At 36.4% G+C, this 15,838-nt stretch carries 13 protein-coding genes; 9 read left to right on the plus strand and 4 right to left on the minus strand.

Going from position 1 to position 15,838, the window contains the following annotated elements:
* From IW16_RS10235 to IW16_RS10250, 4 genes are all read left to right on the plus strand, one after another.
* Nucleotides 1–1,893 (plus strand): DUF3857 domain-containing protein, encoded by a 1,893-nt coding sequence (locus IW16_RS10235; RefSeq protein ID WP_034743360.1) that lies wholly within the window; start codon nt 1–3, stop codon nt 1,891–1,893.
* An 8-nt stretch (nt 1,894–1,901) separates the two neighbouring features.
* The gene (locus IW16_RS10240; protein WP_034743362.1) at nt 1,902–3,839 is read left to right on the plus strand and encodes a transglutaminase-like domain-containing protein; all 1,938 of its coding nucleotides are present in this window, start codon (nt 1,902–1,904) and stop codon (nt 3,837–3,839) included.
* A gap of 98 nt (nt 3,840–3,937) precedes the next feature.
* Entirely contained in the window at nt 3,938–4,765 is an 828-nt protein-coding gene (locus tag IW16_RS10245; RefSeq protein ID WP_034743365.1) for an RsiV family protein, read from the plus strand.
* A 43-nt stretch (nt 4,766–4,808) separates the two neighbouring features.
* Nucleotides 4,809–5,660, plus strand: coding sequence for a diacylglycerol/lipid kinase family protein (locus IW16_RS10250; protein ID WP_034744205.1), 852 nt, complete (start codon nt 4,809–4,811; stop codon nt 5,658–5,660).
* Nucleotides 5,661–5,700: 40 nt separating this feature from the next.
* Here IW16_RS10250 and IW16_RS10255 read toward each other — a convergent pair whose 3' ends face one another.
* Nucleotides 5,701–6,981 carry a dicarboxylate/amino acid:cation symporter gene (locus tag IW16_RS10255; protein ID WP_034743367.1) on the minus strand — a complete coding sequence of 427 codons (1,281 nt, stop codon included), beginning with the start codon at nt 6,979–6,981 and terminating at the stop codon, nt 5,701–5,703.
* A gap of 303 nt (nt 6,982–7,284) precedes the next feature.
* The gene (gene ggt, locus IW16_RS10260) at nt 7,285–8,973 is read right to left on the minus strand and encodes a gamma-glutamyltransferase (RefSeq protein ID WP_034743370.1); all 1,689 of its coding nucleotides are present in this window, start codon (nt 8,971–8,973) and stop codon (nt 7,285–7,287) included.
* 273 nt (nt 8,974–9,246) lie between these two features.
* Between ggt and IW16_RS10265 the strand changes: the two genes are divergently transcribed.
* Nucleotides 9,247–10,212, plus strand: a complete 966-nt coding sequence (locus tag IW16_RS10265) for an NAD-dependent epimerase/dehydratase family protein (RefSeq protein WP_034743372.1) — start codon at nt 9,247–9,249, stop codon at nt 10,210–10,212.
* Nucleotides 10,213–10,296: 84 nt separating this feature from the next.
* Entirely contained in the window at nt 10,297–11,049 is a 753-nt protein-coding gene (locus IW16_RS10270) for a polysaccharide deacetylase family protein (RefSeq protein WP_034743374.1), read from the plus strand.
* Nucleotides 11,050–11,271: 222 nt separating this feature from the next.
* Here the strand turns inward: IW16_RS10270 and IW16_RS10275 are convergent, their stop codons facing one another.
* Together IW16_RS10275 and IW16_RS10280 are read right to left on the minus strand one after the other, a co-directional pair.
* On the minus strand, nt 11,272–12,477 hold the full coding sequence (locus IW16_RS10275) for a metallophosphoesterase (protein WP_034743376.1): 1,206 nt from the start codon (nt 12,475–12,477) through the stop codon (nt 11,272–11,274).
* 67 nt (nt 12,478–12,544) lie between these two features.
* Nucleotides 12,545–13,612 (minus strand): 3-oxoacyl-ACP synthase III family protein, encoded by a 1,068-nt coding sequence (locus IW16_RS10280; RefSeq protein WP_034743378.1) that lies wholly within the window; start codon nt 13,610–13,612, stop codon nt 12,545–12,547.
* 101 nt (nt 13,613–13,713) lie between these two features.
* On the opposite strand from IW16_RS10280, the gene IW16_RS10285 reads away from it, so the two are divergent.
* Genes IW16_RS10285 through porT form a run of 3 tightly spaced genes read left to right on the plus strand, consistent with a single transcriptional unit; the run spans nt 13,714 to nt 15,804 of the window.
* Nucleotides 13,714–14,283 (plus strand): hypothetical protein, encoded by a 570-nt coding sequence (locus IW16_RS10285; RefSeq protein ID WP_034743380.1) that lies wholly within the window; start codon nt 13,714–13,716, stop codon nt 14,281–14,283.
* Nucleotides 14,284–14,286: 3 nt separating this feature from the next.
* Complete coding sequence (ubiE, locus tag IW16_RS10290; protein ID WP_034743381.1) at nt 14,287–15,018, plus strand: bifunctional demethylmenaquinone methyltransferase/2-methoxy-6-polyprenyl-1,4-benzoquinol methylase UbiE; 732 nt, start codon at nt 14,287–14,289, stop codon at nt 15,016–15,018.
* A gap of 3 nt (nt 15,019–15,021) precedes the next feature.
* On the plus strand, nt 15,022–15,804 hold the full coding sequence (gene porT, locus IW16_RS10295; RefSeq protein WP_034743384.1) for a type IX secretion/gliding motility protein PorT/SprT: 783 nt from the start codon (nt 15,022–15,024) through the stop codon (nt 15,802–15,804).
* Nucleotides 15,805–15,838: the final 34 nt, after the last annotated feature.

The following is a 15,838-nucleotide window of genomic DNA, read 5'->3' on the forward strand; positions in this document are numbered from 1 at the left end:
ATGACAAAACTTTTGATTCTTGGCGCTTTATCTACCGCCTCTATATATTTCGCACAAAACTATCCTGTTTCTGCTATTCCTGAAAACTTAAAGAAAAATGCAGATGTCGTCATCAGAAGGGATTTTACGACCATCTTAATTAATAAGATTGATGAAATTAAATATCAGTATAATACCGTAACAACAGTTTTAAACAAAGACGGTGATTCTAAAGCACAGGTATATATTCCCTATAAAAAAGGGGATAATATTTCTGATGTAAAAGTTACTGTTTATGATGAATCCGGAAAGAAAGTAAAAAGCTTTTCAAAATCCGATTTTGGGGACTTTGCCAATAATACTCAGGGGGTCTTTTATTCAGACAGAAGGGTTTTGGCATTATCATATACTTCTGCTTATTATCCTTATACGATTGAATTTTCCTATCAGAAAACAGATGAGAATACCATTTTCATTCCTGATTTTGTACCATTTGCGTCAAAAAATATTTCTTTGGTACAGTCCCAGTTTAAAATAATCAACAAATCAGGGATTGATCTTAAAACAAAGACTTATCCGTCAAAATATAATTACACCTCAGTTTCCGAAGCTGATAATGGAAATGAAAAGGTTTATTCTTACACGAGTGTTCCTGCAATAAATGATGTACTGATGCTTCCTCAGCCAGAAAAAATACTGCCTAAAGTAAGTTTTGCCTTGACCCAGTTCAATTTAGAAGGAAAACGGGGAACCTTGAATAGCTGGGCAGATTTCGGCACCTGGTATTATACCAACCTTGTAGAACCTGTGTCCGTATCTACTCCCGCTATTAAGGCAGAAGTGGCTGCTCTGAAATTAGAAGGTTCAACAGAGGAGAAAGTAAAAAAACTTTACCAGTATATGCAGTCAAAAACCAGATATATATTTGTAGGATTGGGGATTGGTGGATGGCTTCCCATGCTTCCGGATGAAGTTCAGAAAAAAGGATATGGAGACTGTAAAGGACTTACCAATTACATGAAAACTTTGCTGAACGAGGCTGGTATTCCATCTCATTACTGTGTGATCAATTCAGGCACATCCCAGATTTCATTTGATCCGGACTTTCCTTTAATGGGAGGAAACCATGCTATTCTGATGGTGCCAACTGAAAAAGGAAATATCTGGCTGGAAAATACATCTCAGCAAGTAGCTTTTAATCACCTGATCGATGGTACTACAGACAGAAATGTTCTGGCAGTTACCAAAAAAGGAATTGAATTGATCAATACACCTACCTATGCCGCCGAACAAAACAGAGAAAAACAGATCTTAAAAATTAACCTTGTAGAGGATAACAGTATCAATGGAGAGATACAGTTTGCCTATACCGGTAGTCAGTATGATAATAATTTGTCTTATAATTATTTATCTCCAAAGGAACGAATTGAAATCTTGAAAAAGAGATTTGATGTTCTGAATTTTGCTAAAGTGGAAATGAAAGATTTTGTGAATGATAAAGATAATGCCGTCATAAAGTTTAGTATAGATTTTAAAGCAGATAATTATTCAAAAACAGCAGGTGAAAGTTTGATTTTCAGAGCTGTACCTATTTTTACGAATAATTATTATAAATCAGATGACAGCAGAGAACTTCCATTTGAGATAGGACAGTCTTTTGAAGATGAATATGAAATTAATTTTTCTGTTCCAAAAAATTATAAAATTGACGAAGTTCCACAGAATATGATTGTGAATTCAGAATTTGGAACCTATACACTGAATTTTGTTAAAAGTGGTGATTTACTAAAAGTTACACGGTTTATTAAAGTGAATAGAGGCATATTTCCAAAAGATAAATACAACGAGTATGTCAGTTTTCGAAAAAAGACATTAAATGGAGATAACTCTAAGATCTTATTGACTAAAATTTAAACATAAGTATGAAAAAAATATTTTTGACAGCATTTTGTTCTGTCATTTTGATCTGTGTAAATGGTCAGAAACATGAATTTCTCAATCCTCCAAAATTTGACGATGCAGATTTGGCCAGGACAAAATCAGCTTTGGATGAAAATGCACCCGCAGAAATCCTCTATAAATCGGTTCACTTTGGTGTCGATACTTCAACAGGAGATCTGCGGAAAAAGGTTTTTTACAGAGTGAAGATCTATGATAAAGATAAAGCGGAAGACTGGCTGACTCTTGAAGTTCCACTGTATAAAGGATCAAGTGGAGGTGAAGAGATTTTAAATAAAATGAAAGGTTTTGTATATAATCTTGAAAATGGAACTACAGCCACTACAAAAGTAGACAAGAGTTCAAAATACAAGAGTAAAGAAAGTAAAAATACAACGATAACCAAATTTGCCTTTCCCAACGTAAAAAACGGTTCCGTCATAGAATATCAGTATGAAGTTTTCTCACCTTTTTTGTATTCGGTTCCACAGATCATCATAGAGTCTGATACACCATCCCGATATGCAGAATATATTCTGGATACTCCTACTTATATCGCTTATAATGTGAATTATACCGGTTCGTTGACTCCGAAGTACCGAACCATTGAGGAAAGAACAATGTACGGTATGCAGTTTAAAACCTATAGATTCGGGTATGAAAACCTGAAAGGGTTTAAAACTGAAAAATTTGTTAAAAACGATAGAAATTACCGTACAAAAATAAGTGCGGAACTTCATTCTACCAATGTGGGACAGCTTAAAATGCATTCCTCTTCCTGGGATCAGATCAAAGACCAACTGTATAAAGATGAAGATTTTGGTGCAGAACTCAAAAAAACTAAACTGGCTAAAGAGAATATGCCTTCATCAGTCTCAGGTTTGAATTCTGATGCTGAAAAAGCAGATGCTATTTTTAATTATGTGAAAAATACATTTACCTGGAATAAAGACTGGGGAATTTATACAGAAGACGGAATAAAAAAGTTGATAGAAACCAAAACAGGGAATGCCGCAGAAATCAACCTTTTCCTTATTATGCTTCTGAGAGAGGCTGGGCTGAAAGCAGATCCACTCATTATTTCTACCGTAAACCATGGTGTGATTAATTTAGTGTCTCCAAGTATAGTCAGTATGAATTTCGTCATCGCTGCCGTTAAAATCAAAGAGGCATTTAATTTATATGATGCAACATCAAAACAGGCATCAGTGAATAATCTTCCTCCGAGAGACTGGAATCAGTATGGGGTTCTTATCAATAAAGAAAAAGCAATGCTGATGCAGATGGCCAATACTACAGCAAGCTTTAATTATCTTACCACAGAAGCGAAGATCAACGGAGATGGAAGTATCTCCGGAACTTACTCCGATAAAGATACCGGCTCATATTCGATGTCGGTTAAAGAAAGCTACGATGAAAATCCCGAAAAGTATAAAAAACAGTATAAAGATAATTATTCTATAGACTTTACTGACATTAATTCTAAAACGCTGGAAAATGGGGATTTTGAAAGTACCATGAAATTTTCGTCAGACAATCTGATTGATAAAATAGGAAAAAAAATGATCATTAATCCCATGTTATTTTTGAGCAGAAACTCAAATGAATTTGATCAGACCGAAGAAAGAAAGTATCCTATTGACTTTATTTCTTCAATTACAAAAGTGAAAAAAGTAGTTTTGGAAATCCCGGAAGGATATGTGATAGAGGCAATGCCTAAAAGCAAAAAGATCATTACACAGGATAAAGAGATAGAATATAGCTATGTAGCTGAGCAAAATGCCAATAAATTAGAGGTTACCTCTACCATGAAAATTGCAAGTCCGGATTATCCCAAAGAGTATTATCCTGCATTCAGACAGATTTGGCAAACGGCTTCAAAAAGTGAAAACCAGGTCATCAGCCTGATCAAGAAATCATAAGCATATATTATACTTAGATTCTTAGATTAAATAAAATAAATTTTTAAAACCATTCATTTTGTGAATGGTTTTTGCATTACCACTAAAAAATTGAAATTATGAAAAATACAGTTGCCGTTTTGGCAATTTCCTCCTTGCTTGCTTTTTCAGCATGTAAAAAGAAGGAAAGCACCGTAAAACCTTCTGATAAAACAGAAATACTACAGCCGGATAAGCTTGTAGTGGATTCTGTCAAAGTAAGTGACTCTACAAAAATTGGAGATTCACTGACTGTAAGTTTTACTTCTAAATTACTTGTTTTTCCATCTCTGAAAGAAAAAAAACTACTGGACAGTATTTATATTTATGATCAAGGAATTAATGACTTTTCTAAAAAAGGACTTGAAACCTACCTGGTTAATCATAAAAATGAATATTTCAAATCGACGGAGAAAGAAAGTAAAGACTGGCTTTCCGATATTACTTATGCGCAGAACTGGTATACAAGCTCTCATATGAATTTGGCATCTAATGAAAATGATTATATGCATATTGAGTATGTCTGGAGTTCATACGAAGGAGGCGCTCATGATAATTTTGGGTTTTCAGAAAGAGTTTTTGATCTTAAAAACAATAAAAAACTTGAACTCAAAGATGTGACTTCAATGCCAAAAGCCAAACTTGAAAGTTTACTGATGAAGAATCTGAATAAGGAGAACAGTGGTACAACAGACAGTAATGGGGATGTTCAAAACTCAGAAATGTTGCTGGTAGAAGTTATTCCTGCTACCAATAATTTCTATTTTGATCAGAAAAACCTGTATTTCCATTACAGTCCCTATGAGATTGCCGCTTTTGCTGCAGGAGACATTGTTATTCCTATTTCGTGGGACGAATTGAAAGGAACTCTGAATGCAGAATTTAAAGAAAGAATGAAAATAAAGTAAATTAATGCTTCCACATCAGGAAGCATTTTCTATTTTTGCGGTAATGGAAAAAGCAGCTTTTATCATTAATCCTTTTTCGGCCAAAAAAAACTATCAGCCTTTTCTTGACGAACTCAAAAAAAAGGTAGATAACCCTTTGTATTATATCTCTGAATCTATACCAGGGACAGATGATTTTATCAGGGCAAATTTTGATAATGTCGATATTTTTGTAGCGATTGGAGGGGATGGAACAATTTCAACCGTAGCAAGAAATCTTATCAATACTGATAAGATCCTGGCAATATTTCCGGCGGGATCTGGTAACGGCTTCTCCAATGAAACTAAATTTAATAAAAATTTAGACGAACTTTTAGAAAAAATCAAAGCCGGATCTTTCAGAAAGATTGATACATTTACGGTTAATGACAAGTTATCCATCAACGTTTCCGGAACCGGTTTTGATGGAAAAGTGGTCAAAGAATTCGAAAAAACCAGCCGGGGATTCAAAAATTACATTAAAGTATCACTCAAAACATTCTTTAATTATAAACCGATCAAGGTTCAGTTTTCTGATGAGGCGTATAAGCAGTACAACGGAAGATACCTCATGCTGAATATTGCCAACACCCGACAGTTTGGAAATAACGCTTATATTGCTCCCAATGCAAGTAAAAGTGATGGATTGGTTGATATGGTTCTTGTAAAAAAATTTCCATTGACTTATTCAGCCCTTTTTGCTTTCAGAATGTTTACCAAAAGACTGAAAGATGATGAATATGTAACCTATCTTCCTGTTTCGGAAATCTCATTTAAAGTAACGACTAAGAACTGGCATCTCGATGGTGAATTTAATAAAATTGAATCACCGGTTCATGTGAAAGTCTTGCCTGCAAGTTTAAATATTCTTGTATAAGTCGGAAGGTATTGTCATCTTAAAAATACCTTCAAAAATATCAGACTTCCAGTTTTTTCTCGATTTCCGCAGGATGATTCAGACAATATTGTAACTGTTCTTTATCTAATTGCTTTTCCCAGTTTGCTACCACTACCGTAGCCACAGAATTTCCAATTACGTTTGTTAAAGCTCTGCATTCGCTCATAAATTTATCGATTCCTAGTATTAATGTCATTCCTGCAATCGGGATTTCGGGAACAACAGCCAGTGTAGCAGCGAGAGTTACAAATCCTGCTCCGGTAACACCTGCTGCCCCTTTTGAACTTAACATCGCTACGAAAAGAAGCATTAGCTGTTTTTCTAAGGAGAGATCAATATTCAGAGCCTGAGCGATAAAGAGAGAAGCCAGCGTCATGTAAATATTGGTTCCATCAAGATTGAAGGAATATCCGGTAGGAACGACCAGTCCAACAATAGCTCTCGAGCAGCCGGCTTTTTCCAGTTTTTCCATAATTCCCGGAAGAGCAGACTCCGAAGAACTCGTTCCCAAAACCAAAAGAAGCTCCTCTTTCAGATAAAACATCAATTTAAAAATACTGAATCCATTGTACCAGGCAACTGCTCCCAAAACCAATACTACAAAAAGAATAGACGTAATATAAAAGGTTCCAACTAAGAATATCAGGTTCAGTACCGAATGAAGGCCATACTTTCCGATGGTGAAAGCCATAGCTCCAAAAGCCCCGATGGGTGCCAGCTTCATCAGCATATGGACAATTTTGAAAATCGGAGTGGACAAATCCTGCAAAAAGTCAGTTACCTTCTGACTTTTCTCTTTGGTTAAAACCAGAGCAACCCCCATTAAAATAGCTACCAGAAGTACCTGAAGTATATTTTCACCGACCAGTGGACTGAAAAGCGTTTCAGGAATAATATTCATGATAAAACCGGTCAGGGTAGTGTCGTGGGCTTTCTGCTGATATTGTGAAACATCGCCGGATAGAGTAGCGGGGTCAATATTTAATCCGTGTCCCGGCTGTAGAATATTTCCTACGATCAGTCCGATGATCAGGGCTAAAGTAGAAAACGTAAAGAAATAGATCATTGCCTTTACGGCAATACGTCCGACTTTTTTAAGATCGGTCATATGAGCAATACCCAGGGTCAGGGTAATAAAGATCACCGGAGCGATGATCATTTTCACCAGTTTGATAAACCCATCACCGAGAGGTTTCATTTTTTCACCAAGTTCAGGATAGAAATTTCCTAAAAGTATACCGGCTACGATGGCAATAATGACCTGAAAATAAAGCTGATGATAGAATTGTTTCGCTTTCAAAGGATTCTTTTTTAGATTTTGAAGCCGGAAAATTAAGAATTTTTATCTTAAAACATGACGAAAGTCAGTTAATTTGATGATTTTGCAAAAAGATGGAAAAAAGAAAGATGAAGTAGGTTATACAGGTTTTCAGTTGTTATTTAAGTTTTGGGATGGAATATGAATTAAGTGAATTCAATAAAATATGATGTTTTATTTTGTATTGGGTGAAAATAAAAATGCTTCAACTCCACTCAGTATGACAGCATTGATAAATACGTGATCATGAGTGGGGTCGAAGCATTCATAGCCCGTGTGGCCAATCTATTCTACGGCAACAGAATCATCCCCGCGGCCATCTGCCACTGCATGAATATTTCCGTTGTCATCCATCAGGATCAGTTCTGTTTTTCCGATGTATTTTATTTTTTCAATCACATAATTTTTACTCTTGAGCGCTGCAATAGTGCTTTCAGGAAAATTATTTTCCACGGTAATTTTTTCCGGAAGCCACTGGTGATGAAACTTCGGGGCATTCACGGAGATATTCGCATTCAGTTTGAAATCTACCACGTTTACTATTGACTGATACACAGACGTAGGGATGGTAGTCCCTCCGGGAGTTCCGACAACCATATAAGGTTTTCCATTTTTAAGCAAAATAGTAGGTGTCATTGATGAAAGCATCCTTTTGTTAGGTTGGATAGAATTGGCTTCTCCACCTACGGCTCCAAACATATTCGGAACTCCCGGTTTAATAGAGAAGTCATCCATTTCGTTGTTTAAAAAGAATCCTGCTCCGGAAACGACCACTTTGCTCCCGTAATATCCATTAAGGGTAGTCGTTACAGAAGCCGCATTTCCGTCTTTATCTATCACTGATATGTGGGTAGTCTGTGTTGATTCATTGGGTTGGCTGATAATTTTTCCGACCTCTGAGCTTGGGGTAGCTTTGCTGAAGCTGAAACTTTTCCACCTGTTTTTTAAATAAGCATCAGAAGTCAGATAAGCGGTTTTATCTTCAATGAAATCAGGATCACCCATGTATTCTGCGCGATCCGCAAAAGCTCTTCTTTCAGCTTCTGTCATGATCTGAACAGCCTCCGTTGAATTCTGCTGGTACTTTTCAAGGTTTTCATATCCGGCCATTGTCAGCATCTGGGCAAGCAATACACCACCGCTTGATGGAAGAGGCATTGTTACCACTCGGTTTCCTTTGTAATCAAACTCCAAAGGTTTTCTTTCGGCCGTCTTGTAATTTTTAAGATCTTCCAAAGTGATAATTCCATTCCCTTTTTTCATTTCTGAAATCATAAGCTGGGCTGTCTTTCCTTCATAAAAACCTTTTGCTCCCTGTTTCTGAATTAGCCTCAATGTGGCAGCCAGTTCTTTCTGAACCAAAATATCACCGGCTTTCCAGGGAATATCTTTTACAAATACGATGGAAGACGTATTGTGTTTAAGGAATTTTTCTTTGTGTGTATTCAGCATATCGGCTTCCATTTCGGTGATGGCAAACCCCTTTTCAGCCAGATCAATGGCAGGCTGAATAATTTTGTCCATCGGAAGTTTACAGTATTTTAAAGTCGCAAAAAATCCTGCGATACTTCCCGGTATGCCCACTGCCAGTCTTCCATATTGAGAGAGATCGGTATCGGCCTTTCCGTTTTTGTCAACATACATATCTCTGGATGCTTTCTTCGGAGCTGTTTCCCGGTAGTCGAGTGTGAATTTTTCTCCATTGTTTTTAACCCCCACTAAAAATCCACCGCCGCCGATATTTCCAGCCTGAGGATACACTACGGCAAGTGCATATTGTGTAGCTACAACAGCGTCGTAGGCATTTCCTCCCATCTTCATGATTGTAGCACCCGCTTCACTGGCAAGCGGATGTGCAGACACTACTGCGCCTTTATTTTTGACTTTTACTTCTTTTATAATATTGAAATCAGTGAACTGTGCCCAGTAAGCATTACCCGCAAACAGTATTGCTGCAATAAAAAACTTCTTCATAAGATTTTGTTTAAAACAAAAATAGATATTTTTTTAATGTAAACAGTTGCAGATTAAACAAATGGAATGGTTGTGTATGATATGATTGATAGAGATATTTCAGGGTAAGATGGTGAATTGTTAATGAGTTTTTAGGGAATGATGGATATTATTGATTTCTTACAAATATTATTTTTTTTCTGATGCAGATTGGATTCTGTTTTTAAGCCCTTCTTTATTCTTATGATTAGCATGATTTTTTTACTTTTGTACAACTCTAAAAAATATCTAAAAATGGAATCCTATACGGAAAGAATATTGATTACGGGTGCTCTGGGACAGATCGGCACCGAATTGACGAACAGACTTGTTGAAATTCATGGAGCTGACAATGTAGTAGCATCAGGACTGGACAGATGGCAGAAAGGAATTACTGCTGCAGGACACTATGAAAGAATGGATGTTACCAATACACAGCTGGTAAGACAGGTGGTCAAAGATTATGAAATCACTACTGTTTACCACTTAGCATCACTTTTGTCAGGAACTTCAGAAAAGCAGCCTATTTTCGCTTGGAAGCTTAATCTTGAACCTCTTCTTCATTTTTGCGAACTGGCAAAGGAAGGGCTTCTTAAAAAGATCTTCTGGCCAAGTTCAATCGCTGTATTTGGAAAAGGAATTCCAAAACAGAATGTAGGGCAGGATGTCGTTTTAAATCCTACTACGGTATATGGAATTTCTAAAATGGCTGGAGAAAAATGGTGCGAATATTATTTTGATAAATATGGAGTGGATGTAAGAAGTATCAGATATCCCGGTCTTATTTCATGGAAGACACCTGCAGGAGGTGGTACTACAGATTATGCTGTTGAGATTTTTTATGAAGCGATCGAGGAAGGGAAATACACCAGTTTTATTTCTGAAGATACAGGAATGCCTATGCTTTATATGGATGATGCAATCAATGCCACTTTGAAATTAATGGATGCTCCGAAAGAAAGTCTTACAGTTCGTTCGTCTTATAATTTAGGAGGAATGTCATTTACACCGAAAGAACTGGCAGAAGAAATCAAGAAAGAAATACCTGCTTTTTCAATCGATTATAAGCCAGATTTCAGACAGGCAATCGCAGATTCATGGCCAGCTTCAATTGATGATTCTGTAGCTAAAAAAGACTGGGGATTGACTTATGATTTCGGAATTTCTGAAATGACGAAGGATATGATCAAGAATCTTAAAGTAAAATTGGAGAAAAAGTAATTATTTAAAGTTTAAGTTTAAATAATTGTTATTTTAACATCTGATTTTTAATATATTATATATTTTATCTAAAATTTAATTTAAATGATTTTATTGACTTTTAACATCTTGAATATCGAGGCTGCAGACCAAAAGACTGTAGAAATTTCTGATGTCGAAAGATTAAAGATCACTGTAGATAATACCAAAGCAATTCTTCGTATTTTAGATATTCATGATATAAAAGCCAGTTTTTTTGTAGAGATTTCTATCGCAGAAAAACTGCAGAATTTAATAAAAGCAATTTCATCCAAAGGGCATGAAATTGCTTTTTATAATAAAGATTCAAGTCTTCAACAAATTGAAGAAACAAAAAAAAATATACAGGCTCTTTTGGAAAAACAGATTCGGGGAATCCGCCAAAAAGATTTTAAGCAACCTCAGGATAGTTTAAAACTTTTGGAATTTAACTACGTGTCCAATATCGACAATGCAAATATTCTCTTTCCCTTTAAACGTTTAAAAAGGAATACTGAGATCACAGAAGAAGATGGATTAAGTATTGTTCCGGAAAGTATTTCTCCCTACTTTCAATTGCCTTATAATGATTTTATGTTTCAGATCTTACCGATGAAATATTACAGGAATATGGTCTTTGAAACATTGAAAAATGATGACTTTGTTTTGGTTTATATTAATTCCTGGCAGTTCACGGATTTCAAAAAATATAAATTTGACATTCCATACTACAGAAGTTTATTTTCGGGCAAAAAAATGGAGGACAAATTAGATGCCCTCCTTACCTGGATCAACGAGAATGACATGGCGACTTCCCGTATGAAAGATTATATTTTTTAGACTGGTGCTGCAGTTTGAAACCTGATCTTTTTCAATTGTGAATTCTGCTTCGCAAGTGAATAGTATTTTTTTTAAGAGCCACGAACTAAGAACAAAGATTATAGAGTTTGTTTACTAATGGTCAATCCCGTTAGAATTGTTTAACAACAGAAAACATGATTTTCATCTTAAACTCAGCTGCTATCTCCTTCACTTCAAAATTCTTTCACCTTAGAACCGCAACTAGCTAAGCTCAAATAACGTGATTTCCGGTAATACACCCACTCTTCCCGGGTATCCCAGTACTCCAAAGCCTCTGTTTACATACAGGAACTTACCTTCACTTTCATACAAATCAGCCCATTTTGGATAGCGGTACTGTACCGGAGACCATTTTACGTTTTTCAGATCAATGCCAAATTGCATTCCATGGGTATGTCCTGAAAGAGTCAGGTGGATGTTTCCTGGGTGCTTTTTGACAACATAATCGAAATGAGTAGGATCATGGCTCATGAGAATCTTTGGAGCAGATTCCGGTACGCCTTTCAGAGCGTCATCTATTTTCCCGAATTGAGGGAATGGTTTCAGTCCCCAGTTTTCCACACCAAGAATGTAAAGCTTCTCTCCATCTCTGTCGATCACTCTGTTTTCATTTCTCAGCATGTCAAAACCTGCCTGTTTTTCATATTCGATAAGCGTGTCGAGATTTTTCTTTTTAGCATCAAGAGACGTCCATGTCACGTAATCACCATAGTCGTGATTTCCAAGCACTGCCAGTTTCCCGTCTTTTGCTTTAATCTTTGAGAACAATGGAATGAACGGTTTGAATTCATCGGCAATATTATTCACCATATCTCCCGTGAAAAGAACAAGGTCCGGATTCTGTTCATTGATCAGATCGACAGCGTGTTGCAGCTTAGATGGATCTGAAAAACTGCCGCTGTGGACATCAGAGATCTGGATTACCTTATAGCCTTTGAATTTTTTTGAAAGTCCCGGAATTTTTACTTTTATTCTTCTTACCGTATGCCTGTATTTTCCGAATGTGATCCCATCGATGAAAAGAGCAGAAAGAACACCACCAAGACCCAGTCCTACAATGCTTAGAAACTTACGTCTTTCGGGGAAGAAATTTTCTTTCGGCTGTGTTAATCCGATCAGATATCCTCCGGTTCTGAAAATATCATCAATTAATAAAAACAGAACGATGAAAACTTTAGGAAGAATAAAAATCAGGAATAATGAAATGGCGATCTGAGCCCTCATTGAACTTCTGTCTGACCGTTGGAAATGAGTTACCTCATACGCGAAGATTCCGTAAACAGCCAAAGATACCATCCAATATCCAAGTCTTATCCAGAAATTGTCAGTTAAGGTCCTTATAGCCTGATAGATATAAATCTCCAGTACGAGGAAGATAGCGGCAATGATTAAAAAATTTCTCTGCATGATAAAATCTAAAAAAAGCACAAAGAATATGTTTCCCTGTGCTTAATATTTTTATTTATTAATATTTTTAAGGAAATCTGTAAACGATAGCATTGATGTTCATTCCGGCACCTACCGAAGTCATCACAATGTTACCTTTATCTTTAAACGTTTGACCTTCCATTTTTCCTTTAATTATTAAATCATACATGGTAGGAATGGTTGCTACAGATGTATTTCCAAGGTTCTGGATCGTCATAGGGGAAATGGCATGGTCGTAATCTTTCACATCGTAAAGTTTGTGAAGTCTTTCGATCATTGCGTAATCCATCTTGGCATTAGCCTGGTGGATAAGGATTTTATCAATATCTTCAATAGAAAGCCCTGCGTCTCCAATAGTTTCCTTGATTGCAGAAGGGACATTTTTAAGTGCATATTCATAGATTTTTCTACCCTGCATTCTTACGTAAAGGCGTCTCTGGTCTACATTTTCATTAATAGATGGAGCGTTTTCCAGATAGCATAATTCAGGACCGTTGTCGCAGATGGTGTTGTGGGCAATAATACCTACGTTTTCCTGATCTGTAGCCTGTACAATCACTGCACCTGCACCATCAGCAAAGATCATTCTGTTTCTGTCGTGCGGGTCTGTAACACGGCTTAACGTTTCTGCTCCTACTACAAGAATAGTTTTTGCTGCTTTTGCTTTGATCAGATTGTCTGCAAGGATCATCGCTTCTACCCATCCCGGACATCCGAAAATCATATCATAAGTGACACATTTTCTGTTTTTAATACCCAGTTTGTTTTTCACTCTTGCTGCCATATTGGGCATGAAATTCACATATCCGTCTACAGTAACTTCTCCAAAGTTGCTTGCGTAAATAATATAGTCAAGTTCTTCGCCGTCTGTTTTAGCGTCCTCCAAGGCCGCTTTTGCAGCTTCGTAACCGATCTGTGAGTTGGAAAGATCGTCTTCTATAAATCTCCTGTTTTCTATTTCTGTGATTTCTACAAACTTTGCAATGGTTTCTTCTGCAGGTTTATCAATCTTAACTCCGTCTTCAGTGTAGAATTCAGAATCCATGAAATAGTCTCTACCAATAACTCTGTTAGGAATATAGGATCCGGAACCAATAATGATCGTATTCGGCATTCGTTTAAATGATTTTTTAAAGATGCAAAGTTAATAATTAATATTAATAACAGAGAATTAAAAATATTATTAAATTTGCAAAAATTGTACTTTACAAGCGTATGAAAAACAACTCGTCCTTAAAAGGCTTACTTATTGCAGCTGTGGTGTTTATCGTTGCCTTTGGGGTCTACTTCTTTTTTTTGGCAAAGAAAAATTATTTTCTGGTAGACAACCCTACTCCCAATACTTATTATTTTAAGATCAATAACGGTTCTGAAGGAATTATTTCGGCGGGGCAATTCGTTCATGTGGATGTTAAACAGGGAAAAAATTCGATCAAGGTATTTGATCAGAACAAAAAAATGCTTTATGATTCTGCATTTGAGGTGAATAAGATCCGTGGTCTGATAAACATTGCCCATCAGGATTATTATATTAATGATCAATATTATGGATACAATCTTAAAAAAGATTCATTACTTTTGACCCTGAACAAAATCACAATTGACGGAAAAGTTTATTTTGGGGGAGCAAGATACTTCAACAAGCTGTACACCGAAGATTTTTACTACAATGTAGATGAAGATTACGATCAGTTGATCAAGAATATTCAAAAAGTAGAATCAAGATCAAAGATCTTCAGAAAGCAGGATTTCCTAAATTATTACAAAGAATATTACAAGTTTTAAGTTTTGACAAAAGATATTACCAAAGTTACTCCCTACAATTCTGAGGCTACCAAAAAGAGCCAGGTAGAGGATATGTTCGACAATATTGCACCGAAGTATGACCTTCTGAATCATGTTTTATCTATGAAAATTGATGTTTTATGGAGAAATACATTGGTGAAAATGATGAAAAAAGACAACCCGCAGGAAGTGCTGGATGTCGCTACAGGAACGGGAGATTTAGCAATCACAATTGAAAAAGGAACCGATGCAAAAGTAATTGGTTTGGATTTATCACAACAAATGCTGAATGTTGGCGTTATTAAAATAAAAAAACTTAAATTAGACGGCAAAATTTCCATGCAAAAAGGGGATGCAGAAAATTTACCTTTCGAGGACAATAGATTTGATGCTGTTTCCGTTGCATTTGGAGTGAGGAATTTTGAAAACCTTACCAAAGGTTTAGCAGAATTAAGAAGAGTAGTTAAAGATAACAAGAGTGTTTATATACTGGAGTTTTCAAAGGTTGAGGGGTTCTTAGGTCCATTTTATATGTTTTATTTCAGAAACATATTACCTGCCATCGGCAGATTGGTATCCAAAGATAATAGGGCGTATACATACCTTCCGGATTCTGTAAATGCTTTTCCTTTCGGGGAAAAGATGAAGCAAATTCTTTTAGATACAGGATTTAAGAAAGTAGAATATAAAAAGCTAAGTTTAGGTATAGCCACAATTTATAAAGCAACAAAGTAACCTATGAATAAATTTCTATTAAGAGCACTGGTTTTAGCCTCAGTTAACATTGCAGTTTTTGCAGATGCACAATTCAGAACCCGAAACAGAATGGATAAGTTGGAAGACTTTGACGAGCAAAAATTCAGTTGGGGTTTTTATTTGAACGGCAACAGGCTAGACTACCGTATCGTCCTTCATCCAAGATATGGTGCGGAAGGTAATCAGAATCTTGTTAAATCTAGAGAAAGCTACAGTTTCGGGGCAGGTTTGATCGCCAAGTGGAGACTGAATGACTATCTGGATTTAAGATTGGAGCCAGGCTTGCAATTTGCTCAAAGGCAGTTGACTTTTAATACCCAGTCCAACGACCAGTATGCAGCTGGAACACTAACTAATCCGCCTTTTTTCCCAATTGCTTTAACAGAGAAAGATAAAGTAAGAGAAATTAAATCTACCCTGGTTGATGTGCCCGTATTATTGGAACTTCACGGTCAGAGATGGTACAATTCAAGACCTTATATTGCGGCAGGGGTAAATTATATTGTGAACCTTCAGTCTAATTCAGATTCTGAAGATGACAACATGCAGCAGGTTTTCAGATCCACGACACATAATTTTGCATGGTCGGCGGAAGTGGGAATCCAGTTTTATTTCAATAAATTTAAACTGACTCCAGCGGTGAGAGGAACTTTCTTCATGAACAATGAGAAAGTGGCTGATAACGCGACTACACCTCCTTACTGGGCAACGGCAATGTCTACGCTTCAGACGAGAGCGGTTATGTTTGTTCTGAAATTTGAATAAAATATATTCAATAAAAATACAAAAGGAGGTGCAT

Origin of the sequence: Chryseobacterium vrystaatense (assembly GCF_000737765.1) — a bacterium.
GTDB classification, from domain to species: domain Bacteria; phylum Bacteroidota; class Bacteroidia; order Flavobacteriales; family Weeksellaceae; genus Chryseobacterium; species Chryseobacterium vrystaatense.

Excerpts from the sequence above, each read along its gene's own strand:
- IW16_RS10235 (WP_034743360.1), top strand. The coding sequence starts at position 1 with ATGACAAAACTTTTGATTCTTGGCGCTTTATCTACCGCCTCTATATAT.
- IW16_RS10240 (WP_034743362.1), top strand. The coding sequence starts at position 1,902 with ATGAAAAAAATATTTTTGACAGCATTTTGTTCTGTCATTTTGATCTGT.
- IW16_RS10245 (WP_034743365.1), top strand. The coding sequence starts at position 3,938 with ATGAAAAATACAGTTGCCGTTTTGGCAATTTCCTCCTTGCTTGCTTTT.
- IW16_RS10250 (WP_034744205.1), top strand. The coding sequence starts at position 4,809 with ATGGAAAAAGCAGCTTTTATCATTAATCCTTTTTCGGCCAAAAAAAAC.
- ggt (WP_034743370.1), bottom strand. The coding sequence starts at position 8,973 with ATGAAGAAGTTTTTTATTGCAGCAATACTGTTTGCGGGTAATGCTTAC.
- IW16_RS10265 (WP_034743372.1), top strand. The coding sequence starts at position 9,247 with ATGGAATCCTATACGGAAAGAATATTGATTACGGGTGCTCTGGGACAG.
- IW16_RS10270 (WP_034743374.1), top strand. The coding sequence starts at position 10,297 with ATGATTTTATTGACTTTTAACATCTTGAATATCGAGGCTGCAGACCAA.
- IW16_RS10275 (WP_034743376.1), bottom strand. The coding sequence starts at position 12,477 with ATGCAGAGAAATTTTTTAATCATTGCCGCTATCTTCCTCGTACTGGAG.
- IW16_RS10280 (WP_034743378.1), bottom strand. The coding sequence starts at position 13,612 with ATGCCGAATACGATCATTATTGGTTCCGGATCCTATATTCCTAACAGA.
- IW16_RS10285 (WP_034743380.1), top strand. The coding sequence starts at position 13,714 with ATGAAAAACAACTCGTCCTTAAAAGGCTTACTTATTGCAGCTGTGGTG.
- porT (WP_034743384.1), top strand. The coding sequence starts at position 15,022 with ATGAATAAATTTCTATTAAGAGCACTGGTTTTAGCCTCAGTTAACATT.